Source organism: Vibrio sp. 1-Bac 57 (assembly GCF_037546855.1).
Taxonomy (GTDB): Bacteria; Pseudomonadota; Gammaproteobacteria; order Enterobacterales; family Psychromonadaceae; genus Psychromonas.
On the sequence record NZ_JALAAC010000007.1, the window covers coordinates 124502 to 146687 of the forward strand.

Genomic DNA, 22186 nt, shown 5'->3' on the forward strand with positions numbered 1-22186 from the left:
TTAACCACGAAGACACGAAGGGCGCAGAAGGTTAGATCAAAAAACTAATGGAAAAGATAAGAAATTAATTTTAGCCAACAAGTTTATAATTCCTCGTTTTTTAATTTTTCTTCGTTTCCTCTGTGCAGTGCAGCGGCTTCGTGGTTGCTTTATGTTTTTAAAACTTAAACCAAAAGCGAAAAGCAATTAACCACTAAGGCACGAAGGTTGAAGAAGGTTAAGTCAAAAAACTAATGGAAAAGATAAGAAATTAATTTTAGTTTACAAGTTTATAATTCCTCGTTTTTAATCTTTTTTCGAGTTCTTGGACGCTGCTTATTATAATCAACGTTTACTTTTTTAAGTATTATGAGTATTTTACTAAATACATTGACGTATAAAGCCTTTATGTTGTTGCAGACTTGCTGTTGCTTGCTCTACATTAGTGTTAGTTAATATCATGACGATCGCTGTTTTGCAGTGATGACCTGACTCGGTTAGCGCCAATTCGGCTGTCTCTCTGCTGCAGTCTGTCGCTTCCATTATTATCTTTTTTTGACGCTCAATTAGTTTGGCATTGGTCGCTTGTACGTCCACCATTAAATTGCCAAATACTTTACCACTTTTAATCATGGCACCTGTGGTGAGCATATTAAGCACCATTTTTTGTGCTGTGCCAGCCTTCATTCTTGAGGAGCCAGTGACTACCTCTGGTCCAACAATGACATCTAAAGCGATATCGGCAATTTCAGCCATTTTACTGCCTTCGTTACAACATAAACTGATCACCTTACAACCTTGTTGTTTAGCATATTGCATAGCACCGATCACATAGGGAGTTCGTCCACTGGCAGCAATACCAACAACAACATCGTTTTCTTTTAAGTCGATGGCTTGTAAATCTTGTTGCCCAGCGTGAAGGTTATCTTCTGCATTTTCAACCGCTTTTAAAATAGCGGGTTTGCCACCTGCGATTAAACCTATCACTTGTTCAGCGGGGCTACCAAAGGTTGGCGGGCATTCACTGGCATCTAAAATACCTAAACGGCCAGAAGTGCCTGCTCCGCAATAAAGTAAACGGCCTCCTGCAGCAAAGGCTGATTGAATTGTATCTACTGCTTGTGCAATAGCAGGTAAAATCTTGGCCACTGCAAGTGCAACTTTTTGATCTTCATTATTAATAATAGTGAGCATCTCTAAGCTTGATAAAGTATCAATATTGGCACTGGTTTGATTACGACTTTCGGTAGTAAAGTGTTTTAAAGATAAACTCATAATAAGGATTTCACTATAATTGCTTGTCACATTAGGGGCGTAAGTTGTTATAATAACAGCTCACTGAAATGAGTTGAATTGATATCATGACCAAGCCTTCGAAAACACCTTTAACGCATCATAAAACAAACGCAGGTCAAGCAGAGCAAAAAGATAGCTCTGTAAAGAATGTGTCTAATAAAAAAAACAAAAATGTTGAGTTATTATTTAACCTATTAGCTTTGCTGTTAGGTTGCTTTATTATTTTACTTTTTCTAAGTTTAGCAAAAGCTATTACTACTTACTTTCAAATTACTTTTCCGGCTTCTATTCTTGGTATGTTGCTGTTATTTTTAGCATTATCTTTAGGCTTAGTTAAATTAAGTTGGATAGAGTTTACTGGTAACCTAGTGCTTAAATATTTAGCTTTATTATTTATTCCGATCGGTGTCGGATTAGTCAACTATTTTGAATTAATTGCAACACATTGGTTAGTTATTGTTTTCTCATTGTTTTTCACAACGTTACTTACTTTATTTATGGTCGGGCATTGTTATCAATGGTTAGTCAAGGAGGGGGAATAATGTTTATTTATGTTGCAGCTCCACTGACACTATTATTTTTCTTTGCTTTTAAAAAGTTGTATCAAGTAAAGCCGACTGCGTTATTAAACCCTGTGCTTGTCACCATATTTTCTCTGATTGCTACGTTATTAATATTTGATATTCCTTTTGCTGAATATAAGCAGGGGACCTCTATTATCACAGCATTATTAGAGCCTGCTATTGTTGCGCTTGCAGTGCCATTATATTTGCAGCTTAAATTGATCAAAGCTCGCCTTAAGTTTATTTTGATCAGTTGTTTATTGGCTGTTTTTGTTGCGTTTTTCTGTGCATTTTACATTATGCCGCTATTGGGTGCTGATTTAGTTACCGCTGCTTCTTTTGCTGGACAATCGGTTACCACACCTATTGCCATGGAAATTAGTGCGCATCTTAACGGTATTGTTTCTTTGACTGCTGCGATGGTTATTTTTGCCGGCATTATTGGTGCCAGTATTGGCCTACCATTTTTATCGCTGTGTAAAATTAAGCATCCTCAGGCAGTTGGTGTTGCAATTGGTTGTGCCTCTCATGCCTTAGGCACTTCTAAAATATTAGAAGAAGATGAGGAAGCTGGGGCTTTTTCATCGATAGCGTTAATTATTTGTGCGATCCTTTCAGCCCTGATCATGCCGGTTTTATATCATTGGTTGATTGAATAATGCTCACTGGTTGTTCAAATTCACTACTTAATACAAATCAGAAATCGAGTTTAATTACTGATCATTTCTTTTCTTGCCTTGTTTTTGTACAAACACCCTGAAATATTGACTTATTCGATAAAATGTCATGATAATCAATCTATTTTATGGAAAATAAGCTTCGTTATGGTAGTTTGTTTCCCTTACTTTTAGGTGTTAAGTAGGAATTAGCCACGTATGAGTGGTTTAAATAAGCAATATTTAATACCTAATAAGTCCTTTATCTATAAATACTTAGGAGTTGAATGACATGGAAAGGCTCAAAAATAAAATTACCCAAGCAGTTTTATTAAGTGTTGGCTTAACGTTGGCAAGTACTTCTTTTTCTGCCTTTGCTGCGGATGTGCCTGCGGGTACCCAGTTGGCTAAAGTACAAGAACTAGTACGTGGCAATGGCACCGAAGTAGCTTCATTAGACCCACATAAAACTGAAGGTGTGCCTGAATCACATGTTATTCGTGATCTGTTAGAAGGTCTGGTTAATCAAGATTCACAGGGAAATACTATTCCTGGTGTCGCTTTATCATGGGAAACGACCGATAACAAATTATTTACGTTTCATTTGCGCAAAGATGCTAAATGGTCAAATGGTGACCCTGTGACTGCTGAAGATTTTGTATATAGCTTTAAACGTGTCGTTGATCCTGCTACGGCTTCACCTTATGCATGGTATTTAGAAATGACTAATATGGTCAATGCCAAAGAAATTATCGAAGGAACAGCTGATAAAGAAACACTAGGTGTAAAAGCGATTGACCCTTATACCTTGCAAGTGACGTTAACTACAGCGGTGCCTTATTTTGTTAAAATGATGGGCCACACCACGGTTAAACCCGTGCATAAAGCAAGCATTGAAAAGTTTGGAGATAAATGGACTAAGCCGGAAAACTTTGTTGGTAATGGGGCGTTTACTATTGCCAATTGGGTGGTTAATGAACGTATTGAATTAGTACCAAATAACTACTATTGGGATAATGCACATACGGTGTTAACTAAAGTGACATTTTTACCGATCGAAAATCAAGTGTCTGAAATGAATCGCTTTCTCTCTGGCGAGATTGATATCACCAATGAACTGCCTAATGAACATTATAAACGTCTAGCAAAAGATCATGCGGAATCAGTGTCGATTCCTGGTAATTTATGTTCTTACTATTATGGTTTTAATAATGCTAAGGCACCTTTTAACGATGTGCGCGTTCGTAAAGCACTTTCCTATGCGATTGATCGCAATGTGATCACCAAGTTTTTACTTGGGCAGGGGCAAAAACCGGCTTATTTCTTAACGCCTGAAATTGTTGCTGGATTTCATCCGCAAATGCCTGCCTATGGAAAACTTACTCAAAAGCAACGTGTTCAAGAAGCAAAAGATCTGTTATCAGAAGCGGGATTTAACAAACAAAACCCACTTAAATTCACACTGCTATACAACACATCTGAAAACCATAAAAAAATTGCTGCTGCGATTCAATCAATGTGGAAAAAATCATTGGGTGTCGATGTGCAGTTAGAAAATCAAGAATGGAAAACGTACCTTGATACACGTCGCCAGGGTGATTTCGATGTGACGCGTGCTGGGTGGTGTGGTGATTACAATGAAGCATCCTCATTTCTTTCTTTAATGCAGAGTAATAACAGCTCAAACGATCCTAAATACAAGAGTGCTGAGTACGATCAAATCATGAACAAAGCACTATTATCTACAGATGACCAAGAACGTAATGCTTTATATGCAGAAGCGGAAGTTCTTTTAGCCAAAGATATGCCGATTGCGCCTATTTATCAATATGTTAAAGCGCGTTTGGTTAATCCTCATGTTGGTGGTTTCCCTACTAATAATGCTGAAGATAAGATCTTTTCAAAAGACCTTTATATCAAACAGTAAATTCATTAATTGATAATACACATCAGCCGATATAGCACTACAGCATATCGTCTGATGTATTTATTAATTGTCATTTAATACACAGAAAGAGTGCGTTTATGTTTAAATTCATCGCTAAAAGAATATTAGAAGCGATCCCTACACTGCTGGTGTTGATCACTATCTCTTTTTTCTTAATGCGCTTTGCACCGGGTAATCCTTTTTCTACGGAGCGCCCGCTCCCACCTGAGGTGATGGAAAACATTAATGCTAAATATGGATTAGATAAATCTGTATTTGAGCAGTATACGACCTACTTAACTAATGTGTTACAAGGTGATTTTGGTCCTTCTTTTAAATATAAAGATTTTACCGTCAATGAATTAGTGGCTAGTGCACTGCCTGTTTCAGCAAAAGTCGGTGCAGCTGCTTTTGTATTTACATTAATAATGGGCGTCGGGGTCGGGACGATAGCTGCGTTGAAGCAAAATACTTGGATAGATTATACGATCATGTCCACGGCCATGATCGGGGTAGTGATGCCCTCATTTGTACTTGCACCTGCCCTCATTTATGTTTTTTCTATCTATCTCGGCTGGTTTCCCGCGGGCGGTTGGTTAGATGGCTCTTTTCAATATATGTTTTTACCGGTGATCGGTATGTCGTTACTTTACGTGGCCACTTTTGCTCGAATAACACGCGGCAGTATGATTGAAACTTTAAATAGTAACTTCATTCGTACCGCTAGAGCCAAAGGTTTAAGTTACACCTATATCGTACTTAAGCATGCATTAAAACCCGCTATGTTACCTGTGGTTTCTTATATGGGGCCTGCTTTTGTTGGGATTATCACCGGATCTGTGGTGATAGAAACCATCTTTGGTTTACCGGGTATTGGTAAATTATTTGTTAATGCCGCATTTAATCGTGATTACTCGCTAGTGATGGGCGTAACCATTTTAATTGGCTTTTTATTCATTATATTCAATACCGTTGTTGATATTTTACTCGCGGCGATTGATCCTAAAATTCGCTATTGATTGGGACAGAAATGATGTTAACAAAAAAAGAAAATCTAGACGCGATAGAAAAATTCTCAGAAAACTTAGAAATTGAAGGACGTAGTTTATGGAAAGATGCGCAAATTCGCTTTATGCGCAACAAAGCGGCCATGATCAGTTTAGTGATATTAACAATAATGGTGTTAGCCGTTATCTTTTTACCTATGTTTGCGGAGTTTACTTACGATGATACCGATTGGTATGCATTGCATGAAGCTCCTTCTGCTTTGCATCTTTTCGGTACAGATAGTTTAGGCAGAGACCTTTATGTTCGCACCTTAATCGGTGGTCGAATATCGCTAATGGTGGGAGTGTTAGGCGCCTTAGTTGCGGTATTGATTGGAACGCTTTATGGCGCGACATCGGGTTATATAGGTGGTAGAACAGACCGCATTATGATGCGCATATTAGAGATTTTATATGCCGTACCATTTATGTTCTTAGTGATTGTATTAGTGACCTTTTTTGGACGAAATATTGTATTAATATTTGTCGCTATCGGCGCGATTGCTTGGTTGGATATGGCACGTATTGTACGTGGCCAAACATTGAGTTTACGCAGTAAAGAGTTCATTGAAGCGGCGCACGTTAGTGGGGTTAGTAATTGGAAAATTATCACCCGTCATATTGTACCTAATGTATTAGGGATTGTAGCGGTGTACTCAACATTATTAATTCCTAGCATGATCTTAACTGAATCATTTTTATCTTTTCTAGGTCTTGGTGTACAAGAACCGATGACCAGTTGGGGCGCTTTGTTGCAAGAGGGGTCACAAACGATGGAAGTGGCGATTTGGCAGTTGATTTTCCCTGCTTGTTTTATGATCGTGACCTTATTTTGCTTTAATTATGTGGGTGATGGTTTACGTGATGCTTTAGACCCTAAAGACAGATAGTGTAAAGCAATAACAAATAGGTACGGGCCGATAGTAATAAACGTTATCGGTTCACTCTACAAATAACTATTATTGGACATAAAAATGAGTTTATTAGATGTCAAAGACTTACGTGTTGAGTTTAGCACTCAAGATGGCACGGTCACCGCAGTAAACGATTTAAACTTCTCATTGGAACCCGGTGAAACCTTAGGTATTGTGGGCGAATCAGGCTCAGGCAAATCGCAAACAGTATTTGCTATTATGGGGCTGCTGGCGAAAAATGGCCTAATTAAAGGCAGTGCAAAGTTTGAAGGTAATGAGATTCTTAACTTACCAGAAGCTGCATTAAATAAAATCAGAGCTGAGCAAATTGCGATGATTTTCCAAGATCCAATGACGTCTCTTAATCCTTATATGAGGGTGAGTGAGCAACTGATGGAAGTATTGATTCTGCATAAAGGCATGAGTAAAAGTGAGGCCTTTGAAGAATCAGTGCGTATGTTAGAAGCGGTTAAAATCCCAGAAGCGAGAGCGCGTATTAAAATGTATCCACATGAATTTTCAGGTGGAATGCGACAGCGCGTTATGATTGCAATGGCATTATTATGTCGTCCTAAATTATTAATTGCCGATGAACCGACGACCGCATTGGATGTAACGGTACAGGCGCAAATAATGGATTTACTCAATGAGCTAAAAAAAGAGTTTAATACTGCAATCATTATGATCACTCATGACCTTGGAGTGGTGGCTGGTAGTTGCGATAAAGTGTTGGTGATGTATGCAGGACGCACCATGGAGTATGGTGCTGTTGATGATATTTTTTATCGACCAAGCCACCCTTATACTGAAGGATTGTTGAAAGCTATTCCGCGTTTAGATGCTGAGGATGACGTTTTACCTACTATTCCAGGTAATCCACCTAATTTATTACGATTACCTGTGGGTTGCCCGTATCAAGAGCGTTGCCACCGTGTCACTCAAGAGTGCATGCAAACAGCACCGCCATTAATAACATTTGCAGGCGATCGGCAACGTGCTTGTTTTTCTGATTGGGAGAGTTGGGCGAAATGAACGAGCAAATAAAAATGAAAAAAAAACTCTTACTGGATGTTAATAACCTAAAAGTATATTTTGACATCGACTCTAAATCCTTATGGCCCTGGGCTAAACCCGAAAAATTAAAAGCCGTTGATGGTATTAATGTGCGTTTATTTGAAGGTGAAACCCTCGGCGTTGTAGGTGAGTCCGGCTGTGGAAAGTCAACGTTTGCTCGTGCGATTATTGGTTTAGTTGCGGCGACTGAAGGTGAGGTGATGTGGTTAGGTCAAGATTTAACTAAAATGCAAGCCGTTCAGCGTCGTGAGACTCGTAAAGATATTCAAATGATTTTCCAAGATCCATTAGCATCACTTAATCCACGTATGAATATTGGTGATATTATTGCTGAACCATTGCAAACTTTTTACCCAAAACTAAGTAAACAAGAGGTGAAATTAGAAGTTAAAGAGATGATGGATAAAGTAGGGCTTCTGCCGAATTTGGTTAACCGTTATCCACATGAGTTTTCTGGAGGTCAATGTCAACGAATTGGTATAGCGCGTGCACTTATACTGAAACCTAAAATGATTATTTGTGATGAACCCGTTTCAGCATTAGATGTTTCCATTCAAGCGCAAGTAGTAAATTTATTAAAAGAATTACAGCAAGAGTTAAGACTGAGTCTAGTTTTTATTGCACATGATCTTTCAGTGGTAAAACATATCTCTGACCGAGTATTGGTGATGTATCTTGGTAATGAAGTCGAGTTGGCAGAATCTGCCTCATTATTTAAAAATCCTCAGCATCCTTATACTAAAGCGTTGATGTCTGCGGTACCTATTCCTGATCCTAAAATAGAACGCACTAAGGTGATTCAAATGTTGGAAGGGGATTTACCGTCGCCTATATCACCACCTTCTGGATGCGTATTTCGTACACGGTGTCCGATCGCAACAGTGGCATGCAGTCTCGAGAAACCTTTACTGAAAGGCACCTCAACTCATTCAGTGGCTTGTATCCATGTCTAATTAAGTGAAGAGTTAGTTGGTGAGCATTTCTAATAAGAAAAAACCGAAGCAAGCTTCGGTTTTTTGATAGATGGTAGAGGCATTAATGATTGCCACTACTAAAGATTATTAATTAACTATTTACTTAATCAGCAGCGTAACCAAATTGCTCTAGTTGTTTACCATCTAAATAAGCAAATTGATCTTGCATTTTTAAACGATCACCAACAAACCAAGAAGCAGCAAGGGCATATATTTGATGCTCTTGGGTCAATACGCGATCCGCTAAGTCCTGTGCAGTATCTTCAGCAAAAACAGGTACTTTTGCCTGTAATACTGTAGGGCCACTGTCTAACTCTGGCGTCACAAAGTGTACCGTTGCGCCGTGAGCCTCATCACCTGCATCAATAGCACGTTGATGTGTATTAACACCAGGATATTTTGGCAACAAAGAAGGATGAATATTGAGCATCTTGCCCTGATATTGATTAACAAAATCAGACGTTAAAATACGCATAAATCCAGCTAACAAAATAAGATCAGGTTGTAACTGTTCTAATTCAGCGGCCAGTAGTGCGTCGTATTGATCACGCGATGAAACACCTTTACTAGCGACTAAGATAGCCGGAATATTCGCTTCTCGAGCACGCTCTAAACCATAGGCATCTGCTTTATTGCTGATCACTGCAACAATTTCAACGTGCTGGTTATTTATTTGCTGTTTATGCAACTTATCCATGAGTGCTTGTAAATTACTACCGCTACCAGAGATAAGTACCACTATTTTTTTGCTGCTCATACTATTATTTAATCTCTACTTGAGATTCACCTTCAGCTGCATCTTCGATATGACCTAATACCCAAGCGTTTTCACCCTGCGCATTTAAGATCTCAACCGCTTTTTCTTTTTCAGCGTCAGGAACAACAATCATTAGGCCGACACCACAATTGAACGTGCGGTACATCTCTTCCGTTTCAACGTTACCATTTTCTTGTAACCAGTTGAAGATAGCAGGCCATTCCCAGCTCTTACCGTCAACAACCGCTTTACTACCAGCAGGTAATACACGTGGGATATTTTCCCAAAAACCGCCACCAGTAATATGCGAAATAGCATGAACAGGGCAGTTTTTGATTAACTCTAAAGTTGATTTAACGTAAATTTTAGTGGGTGTTAATAACGTATCACCTAATGTTGAATCACCAAATGGTGCACTGGTGTCGGCTTTTGATACTTCTAAAATTTTACGTACTAATGAATAACCATTTGAGTGAGGACCACTTGATGCGACAGCAATAAGTGCATCTCCAGCAGCAACTTTAGTGCCGTCAATCACTTCTGATTTTTCAACTACACCCACACAGAAACCAGCGATATCGTAGTCATCGCCTTCATACATACCTGGCATTTCAGCAGTTTCACCACCGATTAATGAACAGTTAGATTGTAAACAACCTTCACCTATACCTGTTACTACGTCCGCTGCTACATCAACATCTAATTTACCTGTTGCGTAGTAGTCTAAGAAAAATAATGGCTCAGCACCTTGAACGATTAAGTCATTTACACACATTGCAACAAGGTCAATACCGACAGTGTCATGTTTTTTAAGATCAATTGCTAAGCGCAATTTAGTGCCCACACCATCAGTACCTGCAACTAATAATGGCTCTTTATAACCCGTTGGTAGTTGACATAAAGCGCCAAAACCACCTAGTCCGCCCATTACTTCAGGACGTTTAGTGCGTTTTGCTACACCTTTAATACGTTCAACTAATGCTGTGCCTGCGTCAATATCGACACCAGCGTCTTTATAGCTTAAAGAGTTTTTTTGGTTGCTCACTTGTATTCCCCACAAAATAGAAGTTAAAAGCGATAATCGCTTTAGAAAGTTAAGGTAAAAAATTGTCGGCATTTTAACATCTATATGACACGGGTCGAATTATTTCTGAAAAGAATTGTCTATTTTGATGAAAGTTAGGTGGAAGTGCCCCTAAATTAAGGAAATATTGTTTAATATTTCTTCCTTTTTACATATTTACTACCGGATACTTGCATTAGTAGAAGATCTGCTTATGATCCGTTGCATAGTAATAAATGAAATGGTTGTATAAGTAGATGAAAATGAATGTCTTGGTACGTTTCTGCGTAATAATAAGTATGCTTTTTTCAATGCATAGTATGGCGTTACCTGAAATAAGCCCATACCAAGGTGTCGTCCCAGCACAAGGTGCAACGGAAACACAATTAAGTGAACAAGCACTTAAGCAAGTATTAATAAAAGTATCAGGTAATGTAAACATTAATAAACTGGATGATAGTAAATTACTGACTAAGCACTTAGATGATTTATTAGCCCAATTTGGTTATCAAGAATTAAATAAAAAACGCTTCTACTATGCCCTGTTTGATAAGCGAAAAATTAATAGTGCACTGATTGCAATGCACCAGCCTATCTGGGGTGATACTCGTCCTAAGCCATTAATTTGGTTAGTAGATGAAAATAAACGTTTAACTTCTGAAGACATGATAAAGAGCCTGCAAGATGAAGCAGTAGCTAGCGGACTGCAACAGGCTCAATTAGAACGTGGAATCGATACACAATTTCCATTAATCGATTTAGATGATGCATTAGCTGTTTCAGCCTCAGATATCAGCGGTCGTTTTTATCAAACCGTGGCGGATGCTTCTCAACGTTATGACGCCGAGTATTTTGTAGTTGCTAATTTGAACAAAGCAAACAATCAACAATGGCAATTAAGTTGGGAGTTAGTACAGCATCTGGCTAAAAATAAGAATAATCAAGTTGTGATTAAGCAAACTAATACTGGTGATAAGACAGCTGTTATGCAGGCGATGCTCAATCAAATTGCAGATTATTACGCACAACGATTTGCTATTTTAGAAAATAAAGGCCAGAAAGCAACACAGGTTTTAAGTATTAATAATATTCATTCATTGGCGCATTTAATGCGTTTAAACGCATTGCTTGAAGAATTAAATGCAGTGGATACGTTTGAAGTTATTAATATTAGTGAACAGCAAGTACAAATATCAGTGACATTAAAAGGTGGCTTAAATAGTTTACAAAATGCCTTAAATGCACATTCACAGTTAGAGAGTAATGGTTCGACTGTTTCTCCATTTCACTATAATTGGCAACCGTAGAGTACTTAATGCCTCAAGATGAATTAAGATTTCAATACCCTTTATTAGCGTTAAAGTTTCCTGACGATGAAACCTTTGCAAGCTTTTATCCAGGACAAAATGCTGAGCTGTTAACGCTCCTTAAGAATAATGTGGTAGGTATCGGTGAGCCGATACTCTATATGTGGGGAGAATCCGGTAGTGGGCGCTCCCATTTGTTGCATGCATTATGTTCTGAAGTTGATGAACGTGGTGATAGTGTTGCTTATATCCCATTACATCACCATCGCAGTATGACCTTAGATATTTTTGAAAATATGGAAAATATCACTTTAGTTTGTATTGATAATGTGGATGCAATTGCAGGTAATAAAGAATGGGAAAAAGCGTTATTCGATTTTTATAATCGCTGGTTAGACAATAAAGATAACCGCACACCTGGTGCTAATTTAGTGATAGCTGCAAGTGATTTACCAAAACAAATTGGCATTGAATTGGTAGATTTAGTCTCTCGCTTAGAGTGGGGGGCTTGTCATCATTTGCAATCACTCAATGATGAGGAAAAACTGGGTGCTTTACAATTACGAGCACAGTTAAAAGGCATGCGTTTACCCATCGATGTCGGGCGCTTTTTGTTAAACCGACTTTCTCGTGAAATGTGTATGTTGCTGAATACTTTAGATCAATTAGACAATGCTTCCCTAGAAGCAAAACGGAAACTGACTATCCCCTTTGTTAAAGAAGTGTTGCGCTTATAAGTGAATGCTTAAAAAATTATTGTCTTTTTGTAAATTTTTCACTTAGATGAGTAAATTTTGATATAAATTAATGAAACTTAGTATGAAAAGGATTATAACTGTCTGAATTCAGTTCATAACTCGAAGTCACTTTTCACTGATTGATTTCTCTGGTATGAATTTCCTCATATTATATTGCAAGGAAACATAAACATGAAAAAATTCGTTGTGTTGGTCTGTGGTGTGTTGATGACAGCAGGTGCTTTTGCCACTGATACTGAAACCAATAGTTCAGTAATAGATAGCTCAGTAATAGATAATTCAATAATAGATAGCTCAGCAATAGTAATAGACAAAAAAGCCGATAAAGTAGTACACAAAAATGCTGAAAAGTTAAAAAAATTTAAAGGCAATTTTTCTACTGAAACGGATAAAGCGGCTAATAAAGTAGAGGATAGCTCAGAAAAGTTGATAAAGTTTAAAGGTGACAAATCTAAAGGTAACAAGCTTAAAGCAGCCTCTGCTGAACAAGTCGCAGCTAAAAATGAAGCCGTCTTTAATAACATGGACTCTGATGCTGATGGTATGGTTTCAAAGGCTGAATATATGCATTTTAAAGAGCAGCAATTAATCATTCAAAACGCTAAAATGAGTCAATAGTTGAAGCCTTGAAATTAAACCTTGGAATTAAGCGTTACAAATAAGGTGTTAGTCGATAAAGCCATTATTAATCTATAATAATGGCTTGTTTTTTTATCCGCTGCTCGAAGTATCAGGAGAGTTGTAGTGTGCGGGTGAGGAGTAAGAAGTAGGTTACTTTTTAGCTTTCTTTTTACGAATACTTAACCCTAACTCTTGTCCTTTATATTTAGCAAAATAGATATTCCCTGCCAAAAATAAACTCGCTAATACTAGCTCAACTACTGCTAGCCATCTTTCTTGTTCATCGATCATTATAATGACACATGCATGCATGACATAAATCAGGGCAATGAATCCACTCCAAGCATAAGTATAAGGATTACCTTGAACAATCCCTTTTAAAGGAAACAGCAATGGAATCAACCAAATCAGCATCACTAACCAGGGATTAATATCCAGAGTGGGAGGCGATAGATAAAGATGCCAAATTGGAACCAAAATCAATAAACCAAAATATCCACATTGTGCAAGACGTTGAAAATGTACGGTGTTCATCTAAAGCCTTATATTTTTTGCTGTTGTTAATATCACTATAAAATGGCTAAAACAGATTCAGGTGGACGACCTATCGCCGCTTTACCGTTAGCCACTACTATTGGTCGCTCAATTAATTTTGGATTAGCTTGCATCGCAGTAATTAATGCTGATTCATTATCTTCATTTGCAAGATCTAACTCTTTATATAACGTTTCTTTAGTGCGCATTAATTGGCGAGCTGAATCAAAACCTAATTGCGTGATCAAAGTCTGGATTGTCTCAACAGTAGGGGGCGTTTCTAAATACTTTATTATTTCAATATTGTTTTGTTCATTATCGACTAACGCTAATGTTTCTCGGCTTTTTGAGCAACGTGGATTATGATAAAAAATGATGTCTGTCATAGTAACCTCTGTTATATAATTTATTATTTTTAATGCCGGTGTTTAGTTGGGTATTTATTCTGCAGGCCAAATGGCGATATAGTCTTCTAAATTATCAGGATCAACTTGTGTTTCTGAAATAATTTTTCCACGAATAGAGTGACCACCTTTATGCATTGCTGATTGACTACCTGTTAACAAAGGATGCCATACTGGTAATGGTTTTTCTTCTATTAATAATTTATAGGCACAACTTGCAGGTAACCAGTGAAATTGTTCTATATCATCCAATGAAATTTTGACGCAGTCAGGGACCAGTTTTAAACGCTTTTCATATTTTTTACATTGGCAAGTTTTAGTATGTAATAAATGACAAGCAACATTAGTGAAATGCAGTTCTTCTGTTTCATCATCGATTATTTTATTAAGACAACATTTACCACAACCATCACAAAGTGATTCCCATTCGTTTTGTGACATTTGTGATAGTGTTTTTGTTTCCCAAAATTTTTCCATTTGTTTTCTACTTACCTTTTTAATCGACTATTATTTTTTGCGATGGGTAATGCTTATTACCCATTTTATTACTTATTACTTATTTATAGCCTCTACTTATAAGAGCGCTACTTAAATTCTATTCAACGACGATGCGTGGTGAAAGAATACGTTCTGATAAATAACTTACCGCTGTCGCAAAGTAATAAGAACGGTTCCAATGCATTAGCACTTTGTAGTTATTATAAGCTAAGTAAACACGTCCATTTTGATCGTCAGGAATAACAATTGATGCCTGTAAATCAACATTTGGCAAGTCAGTTCCCTCGTAACGGCGGACGCCTAAAGCTTGCCACTCTGCTAATGATTTTGTTTGTTTAATGCCTGCTAATTCAGTATCAAAATCAGCAGGTAACTTAACTTGTCGTCCCCATGTTTGCTGGTTATTCCAACCTTCTGTTTTTAAATAATTTGCCGCAGAAGCAAAAACATCGCCTGGTGTATTCCATATGTCCTTTTTACCATCACCATCGTAATCAACGGCATAATTCAAATAAGAGGTAGGCATAAATTGAACTTGTCCCATTGCCCCCGCCCATGAACCAATAAATTTATCTTGGCTAATATGTCCTTGCTCTAAAATCGTTAAGGCCGCAAATAATTGTTTTTTAAATAATGCTTCACGACGACCTTCATAAGCCATTGTCGTTAATGAAGAGATCACGTAATGACGCCCAGTCAAACGGCCAAAATTTGTTTCAATGCCCCATAACGCGACAATGAACCGTGGTTGAACGCCATATTCTTTACCAATCTTTTGTAAAAGATGATAGTTATCAGCATAGGCTTGTCGTGCTTGTTTTATTTTCCAATCCGGCACCGCACGAGGAATATAAGTATCCAAGGTCATCTTAAATTCAGGTTGTTGCTTGTCAGATGAAACACTACGTTGCAAAAATTCTACTTTTTCAAAAGCATTGTTAATGATTGTTTGATCGATCCCTAACTCGGCGGCTTCCACTTTAAGATTTTCAACATATTTAATAAAGGAAATGTCATCTTTTGCAACGGCAAAACTACTTGCTGAGAAACTACACAGGGTGAAAACAGATATCGTTTTGAGTAAGTACCCCATTTTATTTGAAAATTGCTTTATTACATTCATTCCGCTATTCCCCGTTTTTGTTGTTGACGTTTTTTATGATCCTTTAAATGATCAACTGGAGGTGGTGGAAGTTGTAAATAAAAACCTGATCTGGCCACTTCTTTGATCACCTTAGGTGCTTCAGCCATCGCCATTTTGGTGGTTTCAGTGATATTTAACACGGTCACTAATTTTGGTGGACCAAATTGTTCTAACAAAGCAGTCGGGACTTGTGAAAAGTCATCTCGTTTTGCTACAAAAATGTAGGTTTGTGGTTTACGGATACTTTTATATACAGCACATAACATAATACTTATCTAGCCCTTTACTTGCCTAATGTTGATGCAAACTATAACATGCATAAGCGTTTATTTTTTATAGAAATCCGCTGAATTTTATGTCAAATAATAAAGATTTAATAAGAAAGGACAATTATGACGTTAAAATCGTTAAATTTTACCTTGTTAGTAGTCAATCTTGATAATGAAACACTTTCAGACCTAGCCGATGAATTAAATAGAAAACGGTTAATGGCGCCTGAATTTTTTGCTCTGACCCCGATGGTGGTCAATATTGTTGAAACATCGTTAGCTATCGATTTTTTACAATTACGAAATATCGTGGAAGAGCATGGTTTTATCTTGACAGGTATAACTGGCAAAGTGTCAGAACAGCAAAAACAACAAGCGAGTGAACATTCAATTGCGGTTTTACATGGTTCTAAGAGGCAGGTTGTAAATACTTCTCCTGTGCCAGAGCCCATGGAAGATAATAAAGAAGTTGCTGATGTTTTACCTACCGAGCAAGACTATACCGTCAGCGAAGTAAAAACAAAAATACATGTTGGCCGCGTTCGGTCAGGTCAGCAAATTTATGCAAAAGAATGTGATTTAGTTATTCGTGGTGATGTGGGAGCCGGTGCAGAAGTCATTGCCGATGGCAATATTCATATATATGGCACCTTAAGAGGTAAAGCATTAGCTGGAGCGATGGGAGATACCGATGCGGTTGTATTCTGTACGGTTTTGCAACCTGAGTTAGTGTCAATTGCAGGTGTTTACAAATTAAGTGATACCTTGCCTGAAGATATGTGGTCAACCTCTTGCTCAATCTCTTTAGAAGATCAAAACATGGTTTTTTCAAGTTTAAATAAAATTTAAAATTAGGAAGGAAAGTTATATGGCAAAGGTAATTGTTGTCACTTCAGGTAAAGGTGGCGTTGGCAAAACAACGAGTAGTGCTGCTATCGGCACCGGTTTAGCCAAAACAGGTGCTAAAACGGTGGTTATCGATTTTGATATTGGCCTAAGAAATTTAGACTTGATCATGGGATGTGAGCGACGAGTAGTTTATGATCTTATCAATGTGATTAATGGCGAAGCTAATCTACAGCAAGCTTTAGTAAAAGATAAACGTGTTGATACCTTATTCATTTTACCTGCATCGCAAACACGTAATAAAGATGCGTTATCTCAAGAAGGGGTTGCACAGGTTATTGAAGACTTAAAAGCAGATGGTTTTGAATATATTATTTGTGATTCTCCGGCTGGTATCGAGCAGGGCGCAATGATGGCTTTATACTTTGCAGATGAAGCAATCGTTACCACTAATCCTGAAGTATCATCGGTGCGCGATTCTGACCGAATTACGGGGATGTTGTCCAGTAAGTCATACCGTTCAGAAAAACAAATGGAGCCTGTTAAAGTTCATTTGTTAATTACGCGTTATTCTCCAGAGCGTGTTGAACGCGAAGAGATGCTCAGTATCGAAGATATTGATGACCTATTAGGTATTGATTTATTAGGTGTGATCCCTGAGTCTAAGGATGTGTTAAGTGCATCTAACTTAGGTGAACCAGTGATCTTAAACCAAGAAAGTGATGCAGGCAAAGCTTATCAAGATGCTGTTGATCGTCTTTTAGGTATACAGCGTGATTTACGTTTTGTAACAGTTGAGAAAAAAGGCTTTTTAAGCCGTATATTTGGGGGTTAAGATGGGATTATTACAATATTTTAGAAAAGATAAGCCTAAAAAGGGTACAGCGAAATTAGCAAAAGATCGCTTACAGATAATTGTAGCCCATGAGCATTCAAGTTTTGATGTACCTTCATATATGCCTGAGTTGCAAAAAGAATTAGTTGCAGTTATCCGCAAGTATATGGATATTTCATCGCATGATGTTAAATGTGAATTTAATGATAAAGCGGATGATGATATGTCGGTATTAGAAGTTAATGTGACATTGCCAAAAAATAAATAGCCAATCAAGTAAATAAAATGCGACTTATTAGCGACTTATTAATAGTAGTCGCATTTTATTACTTTTAGCTAAACATCATTTTAAGTTAGGTATTAAGCCTGACATTAATCCTAACATTAACCATTAATGTTGCTTTCAATCTAGCCTGACTTACTCACCCAAACCAAATTCAGTTCAAATTAAACTAAATGCTTTCACTGAGCTGCTTTACTCTTTAGCGGCTGGTTTAACTAATGTGATGCTATTGATAATAACCGCTTGTACAGGCTTATCTGCCGCTGCGGTTTGCACTGATGCGATGGCATCAACAACATCTAATCCTTTGCTCACTTTACCAAATACCGCATAACCCCATTGACTACCTCGCATATCCAAAAAAGTATTATCTTTGTGATTAATGAAGAATTGACGTGTTGCCGAATGAGGCGCGCCTGTTCTTGCCATTGCAATGGTTCCTCGTTCATTACTTAAACCATTGCCTGATTCATTTCTAATCGCTGGCAGTGTCTGTAAAGGATTACCATCTTTTAAAAAACCGCCGCCTTGGATCATGAAATCTTTGATAACGCGGTGAAAAATAGTGCCCTTAAAGCCGTCTTGTTGTACATAACTTAAAAAGTTAGCAACGCTAAGAGGAGCCTGCTCGGGATATAACTCGACGCTAATTTGACCTTTATTAGTATCAATAATAACGACTGGATTTTCGGCCGCTAAGGCGAAGTGGCTGCTCACTAATAAAATCAGTGCGGTGATGTACTTCATATCATTTCCTTTATTATATTTTGCTTACTAAAAATTAACTTACTGTATTTACAATGTTGCTATTGGGGTGACTAAAACTGTTGTAATTTACTATTTAGTTCTGGATCTTGAATAATTTGATTTAATAATTGTGATATCTGTACATTAAGTTGTTCTGTGATACCTGCCGCACTGGTAGAAAAAGCCGCATCCCACTGTTTGTTGCTGCGGAATAATTTAACGAAATTTTTACCTTGATAATTAAGTTCTATTTTTATTACCATTTGTGAGTCTACATCATAGCTTAATGTTGATTCAGTCACCGTAGCTAGGGCTTTGATTAATTTAATATTAGCTTGGTGCTCACTGCTTTTATTTACTTTTAATTTATTGTTTATCCAAGCTTGGGTTAAACTTTTTTCAACCAGTAAACGTAATGATTGTTGCTCATTGATAAGTTGTGCGACATTGTCCCCATCAATAATCTCAATTAAATGACGTGCAACTCGTAAGTCTTGGCTAGCTATTTGCCAAGTATCCGATTGCTTAAAAGTATAAGCATTTTTTTCAAGATCAAGCTCTGGGTTAATATTGATATCGGTCGGCAAAGAGGCACAACTGGCTAATGTAAATAAGAGGGTAAGCATGGCAACTAATTTGCTATAAGTGTTAAGCATTCAAAGATCCTTAGAAGAAAAATAATAATGCATCATATCAAACCTATTATTGAATCGTATTAATAAATATTCTATTTGGTTTAATTTTGAACAGGGTTGGTTTTATTGAATCAGTTAAGTTAACAAAGTGTTACATTTTTTACTATATACCATCATTTTAGGTACGGCTTGCTGCAACACCTTATTTTTTTATAAATGTACTTTTTTGTATAAAATATGATCGAACTACCTAAATTATTTACTAATGAGATCTCTGTCATATTATCTTAATCTTTCTGTAACACTGATAAACTCTAGGCTAGCGATGGTTATCCACTTTTTCTGTGGATAAGTCTGTGGGAAGTTAATGAAGATCGTGCTGAAAGCCTTGCTATACCTTGGGTTTGATTAAATCGAAGTATTTTTGAGCATGAAATTAAACCTATATTTTTCAATTGGTTATAATCGTCAAGTGGTTTTTTTAAGGTTTTGTCCCTTGCCTATAAACTCGCTTTTGATTTATGCCTTGTCAATCATTTTCTGTGCATTATTTGTTAAAAAAGACATTTATTTTAATTGACAAAAATACGGATTACAGAATTTACATTGCCTGTTTATTAAACAGGCGATCAGCGTTGTGTTTATTATAAAGAGTGCTTTTGTTTCGCATGAATATTGAACTTTTGAAAAATTAGCAATGACTTAAAATGCCAAATAAGGTCATTTATTGTTATTTTTAGCCTTGTAAATATTATGTTTGTCGAATAATTTAATCGTAATCCCTGTTTTCAGGCATTACTGATATTTATGTTTTTTATCGATAGCTAAAAAATGTTCATTTTAGTGGTGATCGGTATAATGATAAGATTAACTTTTGAATTAAAATCAATAACGAGGATTTATGAGTAAAGCATTCGAGTTAGTTTGTCCATTCTCTCCTGCAGGAGATCAACCACAGGCGATTGCTAAGTTAGTTGATGGCATTGAGTCAGGATTGGCATATCAAACCTTATTAGGGGTGACTGGCTCAGGCAAAACCTTTACCTTGGCAAACACCATTGCTCAATTAAATAAACCAACTCTTATTTTAGCGCCTAATAAAACGCTTGCCGCACAATTGTACGGTGAGATGAAAGCTTTCTTTCCAAACAACGCTGTTGAATATTTTGTTTCATATTACGATTACTACCAGCCAGAAGCTTATGTCCCAAGTTCAGACTCCTTCATAGAAAAAGATGCCGCTGTTAATGCTCATATTGAACAGATGCGTTTATCGGCAACAAAAGCCTTATTAGAGCGTGATGATGTTGTCTTAGTAGCTTCCGTTTCTGCTATTTACGGTTTGGGTGACCCACAATTGTATCTTAAAATGATGTTGCATATTAGTGTCGGTGAAATGATTTCTAGCAGAGATATTTTACAGCGTTTAGTCGATATTCAATATACACGCAATGAAACAGAGTTAAGCCGAGGCACCTTTCGTGTCCGTGGTGAAGTCGTTGATATTTTCCCTGCAGACTCTGAAAAAGAAGCTATTCGTGTGGAATTATTTGATGACGAAGTAGAAGCGATTAGCATTTTCGACCCATTGACGGGTCAGCAAATAGAAAAACTCTCACGTACCACTATCTTCCCTAAAACACACTATGTAACACCCAAAGAGCAAATCCTAAAGGCGATAGATGGTATTAAAGAAGAGTTACAGGATAGAAAGAAAACGTTTTTAGCTGAAAATAAACTTATTGAAGAGCAACGGATTTCGCAACGTACTTTATATGATTTAGAAATGATGAATGAACTCGGTTATTGTTCGGGTATTGAGAATTATTCTCGTTATTTATCCAGCCGTGGAGTAGGGGAAGCTCCACCTACTTTGTTTGATTACCTACCTAATGATGGGTTATTGATAATTGATGAAAGCCACGTTACGGTTCCACAAATTGGTGCTATGTATAAAGGTGATCGGTCACGTAAAGAAAATTTGGTCAATTATGGTTTTCGTTTACCTTCTGCGTTAGATAACCGTCCGTTAATGTTTGAAGAGTTTGAAAAGTTAGCACCACAAACTATTTATGTGTCGGCGACTCCAAGTGATTATGAGATTAATAAATCACAGGGAGATATTATTAGACAGGTGATACGCCCCACAGGATTATTAGATCCAATCATCGAAGTCCGTCCGGTAACTACACAGGTAGATGACCTGTTATCTGAAATTAATATTCGCGTTGCAAAAAGTGAGCGTGTATTAGTCACCACCTTAACAAAACGTATGGCAGAGGACTTAACAGAATACCTGAATGAACATGGTATTAAAGTGCGTTATTTACATTCAGATGTTGATACGGTGGAACGAGTTGAAATCATACGCGATTTACGTTTAGGTATATTCGACGTATTAATTGGTATCAACTTATTGCGCGAAGGTTTGGATATTCCTGAAGTTTCTTTAGTGGCTATTTTAGATGCGGATAAAGAAGGATTTTTACGTTCGGAGCGTTCGTTAATTCAAACTATGGGTAGGGCTGCACGTAATTTAGAGGGGCGAGCTATTTTATATGCGGATAGAATTACTGAGTCGATGCGTAAAGCCATTAAAGTCACAGAAGATAGACGAATATTGCAGGATGATTTTAATAAAGCCAATGGTATTGAACCTAAAGGTCTGTCAAAAGAAGTAACTGATGTAATGCAATTAGGGCAAAAACCGCAACCTAGAAGTAATATTACACCGCTTAACGTAGCTGAGAATGGGGTTTTATATCAATCTAAGAAACCACTGCGTACAGAGCAAGATATCTTAAAAGAGATTGCCAAACTTGAGAAAGAAATGTTCGCTTTTGCTAAAGCATTAGAGTTTGAGAAGGCAGCACAGTTACGCGATCAAGTGTCCAAATTACATGAGCAACTTCTATCTGTGGGATAAACACTTATGGCTGTTTATATTTATAGCCAGAATCTGGTCGCTTCATGTCTTGTAGATTTTGTTTCTTCAATGGTAACGAGTATCAATTATCTAGTTCTACATAATTAATGCTCATTTCTTTTTTTCTAAT

General features: G+C 37.2%; 24 protein-coding genes. 14 read left to right on the forward strand and 10 right to left on the reverse strand.

What is annotated here, in order from left to right; all coding sequences use genetic code 11:
• Positions 1 to 360 precede the first annotated feature (360 nt).
• Complete coding sequence (gene murQ, locus MT391_RS06690) at positions 361 to 1254, reverse strand: N-acetylmuramic acid 6-phosphate etherase (RefSeq protein WP_499441340.1); 894 nt, start codon at positions 1252 to 1254, stop codon at positions 361 to 363.
• 86 nt (positions 1255 to 1340) lie between these two features.
• Between murQ and MT391_RS06695 the strand changes: the two genes are divergently transcribed.
• The 7 genes from MT391_RS06695 to oppF all read left to right on the forward strand — a co-directional run bounded on the left by MT391_RS06695 (position 1341) and on the right by oppF (position 8408).
• Entirely contained in the window at positions 1341 to 1817 is a 477-nt protein-coding gene (locus MT391_RS06695; RefSeq protein WP_166372772.1) for a CidA/LrgA family protein, read from the forward strand.
• Positions 1817 to 2497, forward strand: a complete 681-nt coding sequence (locus tag MT391_RS06700) for an LrgB family protein (RefSeq protein WP_499441338.1) — start codon at positions 1817 to 1819, stop codon at positions 2495 to 2497. The genes MT391_RS06695 and MT391_RS06700 overlap by 1 nt, the downstream gene beginning before the upstream one ends.
• Positions 2498 to 2786: 289 nt before the next feature.
• The gene (locus MT391_RS06705; RefSeq protein WP_499497282.1) at positions 2787 to 4421 is read left to right on the forward strand and encodes an ABC transporter substrate-binding protein; all 1635 of its coding nucleotides are present in this window, start codon (positions 2787 to 2789) and stop codon (positions 4419 to 4421) included.
• A gap of 98 nt (positions 4422 to 4519) precedes the next feature.
• Complete coding sequence (oppB, locus tag MT391_RS06710) at positions 4520 to 5440, forward strand: oligopeptide ABC transporter permease OppB (RefSeq protein WP_028869979.1); 921 nt, start codon at positions 4520 to 4522, stop codon at positions 5438 to 5440.
• Between the two features lie 14 nt (positions 5441 to 5454).
• Positions 5455 to 6357, forward strand: coding sequence for an oligopeptide ABC transporter permease OppC (oppC, locus tag MT391_RS06715; RefSeq protein ID WP_166372820.1), 903 nt, complete (start codon positions 5455 to 5457; stop codon positions 6355 to 6357).
• A gap of 84 nt (positions 6358 to 6441) precedes the next feature.
• Positions 6442 to 7413, forward strand: coding sequence for an ABC transporter ATP-binding protein (locus MT391_RS06720; protein WP_166372775.1), 972 nt, complete (start codon positions 6442 to 6444; stop codon positions 7411 to 7413).
• Entirely contained in the window at positions 7410 to 8408 is a 999-nt protein-coding gene (gene oppF, locus MT391_RS06725) for a murein tripeptide/oligopeptide ABC transporter ATP binding protein OppF (RefSeq protein WP_499497283.1), read from the forward strand. Before MT391_RS06720 ends, oppF begins: the two co-directional genes overlap by 4 nt.
• A gap of 124 nt (positions 8409 to 8532) precedes the next feature.
• Here the strand turns inward: oppF and purN are convergent, their stop codons facing one another.
• Positions 8533 to 9186, reverse strand: a complete 654-nt coding sequence (gene purN / locus MT391_RS06730; protein ID WP_499497284.1) for a phosphoribosylglycinamide formyltransferase — start codon at positions 9184 to 9186, stop codon at positions 8533 to 8535.
• Positions 9187 to 9190: 4 nt separating this feature from the next.
• Complete coding sequence (purM, locus tag MT391_RS06735; protein WP_166372778.1) at positions 9191 to 10231, reverse strand: phosphoribosylformylglycinamidine cyclo-ligase; 1041 nt, start codon at positions 10229 to 10231, stop codon at positions 9191 to 9193.
• A gap of 275 nt (positions 10232 to 10506) precedes the next feature.
• Between purM and MT391_RS06740 the strand changes: the two genes are divergently transcribed.
• From MT391_RS06740 to MT391_RS06750, 3 genes are all read left to right on the forward strand, one after another.
• The gene (locus tag MT391_RS06740) at positions 10507 to 11556 is read left to right on the forward strand and encodes a DUF8605 domain-containing protein (RefSeq protein ID WP_499497285.1); all 1050 of its coding nucleotides are present in this window, start codon (positions 10507 to 10509) and stop codon (positions 11554 to 11556) included.
• Between the two features lie 8 nt (positions 11557 to 11564).
• The gene (hda, locus tag MT391_RS06745) at positions 11565 to 12293 is read left to right on the forward strand and encodes a DnaA inactivator Hda (protein ID WP_028869986.1); all 729 of its coding nucleotides are present in this window, start codon (positions 11565 to 11567) and stop codon (positions 12291 to 12293) included.
• 192 nt (positions 12294 to 12485) lie between these two features.
• The gene (locus MT391_RS06750; protein ID WP_499441327.1) at positions 12486 to 12932 is read left to right on the forward strand and encodes a hypothetical protein; all 447 of its coding nucleotides are present in this window, start codon (positions 12486 to 12488) and stop codon (positions 12930 to 12932) included.
• A gap of 153 nt (positions 12933 to 13085) precedes the next feature.
• Here the strand turns inward: MT391_RS06750 and MT391_RS06755 are convergent, their stop codons facing one another.
• The 5 genes from MT391_RS06755 to MT391_RS06775 all read right to left on the reverse strand — a co-directional run bounded on the left by MT391_RS06755 (position 13086) and on the right by MT391_RS06775 (position 15781).
• A complete protein-coding gene (locus tag MT391_RS06755) occupies positions 13086 to 13469 on the reverse strand; it encodes a DUF2069 domain-containing protein (protein WP_166372781.1) in 384 nt (127 codons plus the stop codon).
• A 35-nt stretch (positions 13470 to 13504) separates the two neighbouring features.
• On the reverse strand, positions 13505 to 13855 hold the full coding sequence (gene arsC, locus MT391_RS06760) for an arsenate reductase (glutaredoxin) (protein WP_166372782.1): 351 nt from the start codon (positions 13853 to 13855) through the stop codon (positions 13505 to 13507).
• Between the two features lie 54 nt (positions 13856 to 13909).
• Positions 13910 to 14350, reverse strand: a complete 441-nt coding sequence (locus tag MT391_RS06765) for a YcgN family cysteine cluster protein (protein WP_166372783.1) — start codon at positions 14348 to 14350, stop codon at positions 13910 to 13912.
• A 118-nt stretch (positions 14351 to 14468) separates the two neighbouring features.
• A complete protein-coding gene (locus MT391_RS06770) occupies positions 14469 to 15494 on the reverse strand; it encodes a lytic murein transglycosylase (protein WP_240923703.1) in 1026 nt (341 codons plus the stop codon).
• Positions 15491 to 15781, reverse strand: coding sequence for a YcgL domain-containing protein (locus tag MT391_RS06775; RefSeq protein ID WP_166372784.1), 291 nt, complete (start codon positions 15779 to 15781; stop codon positions 15491 to 15493). The genes MT391_RS06770 and MT391_RS06775 overlap by 4 nt, the downstream gene beginning before the upstream one ends.
• Positions 15782 to 15907: 126 nt before the next feature.
• On the opposite strand from MT391_RS06775, the gene minC reads away from it, so the two are divergent.
• From minC to minE, 3 genes are read left to right on the forward strand one after another with little or no spacing between them, the layout of a single operon-like run.
• Positions 15908 to 16633 carry a septum site-determining protein MinC gene (minC, locus tag MT391_RS06780; RefSeq protein WP_166372785.1) on the forward strand — a complete coding sequence of 242 codons (726 nt, stop codon included), beginning with the start codon at positions 15908 to 15910 and terminating at the stop codon, positions 16631 to 16633.
• Between the two features lie 19 nt (positions 16634 to 16652).
• Positions 16653 to 17465, forward strand: a complete 813-nt coding sequence (gene minD / locus MT391_RS06785; RefSeq protein WP_166372786.1) for a septum site-determining protein MinD — start codon at positions 16653 to 16655, stop codon at positions 17463 to 17465.
• Position 17466: 1 nt separating this feature from the next.
• On the forward strand, positions 17467 to 17733 hold the full coding sequence (gene minE / locus MT391_RS06790; RefSeq protein WP_166372787.1) for a cell division topological specificity factor MinE: 267 nt from the start codon (positions 17467 to 17469) through the stop codon (positions 17731 to 17733).
• 207 nt (positions 17734 to 17940) lie between these two features.
• On the opposite strand, the gene MT391_RS06795 is transcribed toward minE, so the two are convergent.
• Complete coding sequence (locus tag MT391_RS06795) at positions 17941 to 18495, reverse strand: peptidylprolyl isomerase (protein WP_499497286.1); 555 nt, start codon at positions 18493 to 18495, stop codon at positions 17941 to 17943.
• Between the two features lie 71 nt (positions 18496 to 18566).
• Positions 18567 to 19151, reverse strand: a complete 585-nt coding sequence (locus MT391_RS06800) for a YajG family lipoprotein (protein ID WP_299661007.1) — start codon at positions 19149 to 19151, stop codon at positions 18567 to 18569.
• 880 nt (positions 19152 to 20031) lie between these two features.
• Between MT391_RS06800 and uvrB the strand changes: the two genes are divergently transcribed.
• Positions 20032 to 22056: an excinuclease ABC subunit UvrB gene (gene uvrB, locus MT391_RS06805; protein WP_499441320.1), complete on the forward strand. Its 2025-nt coding sequence runs from the start codon at positions 20032 to 20034 to the stop codon at positions 22054 to 22056.
• Positions 22057 to 22186: the final 130 nt, after the last annotated feature.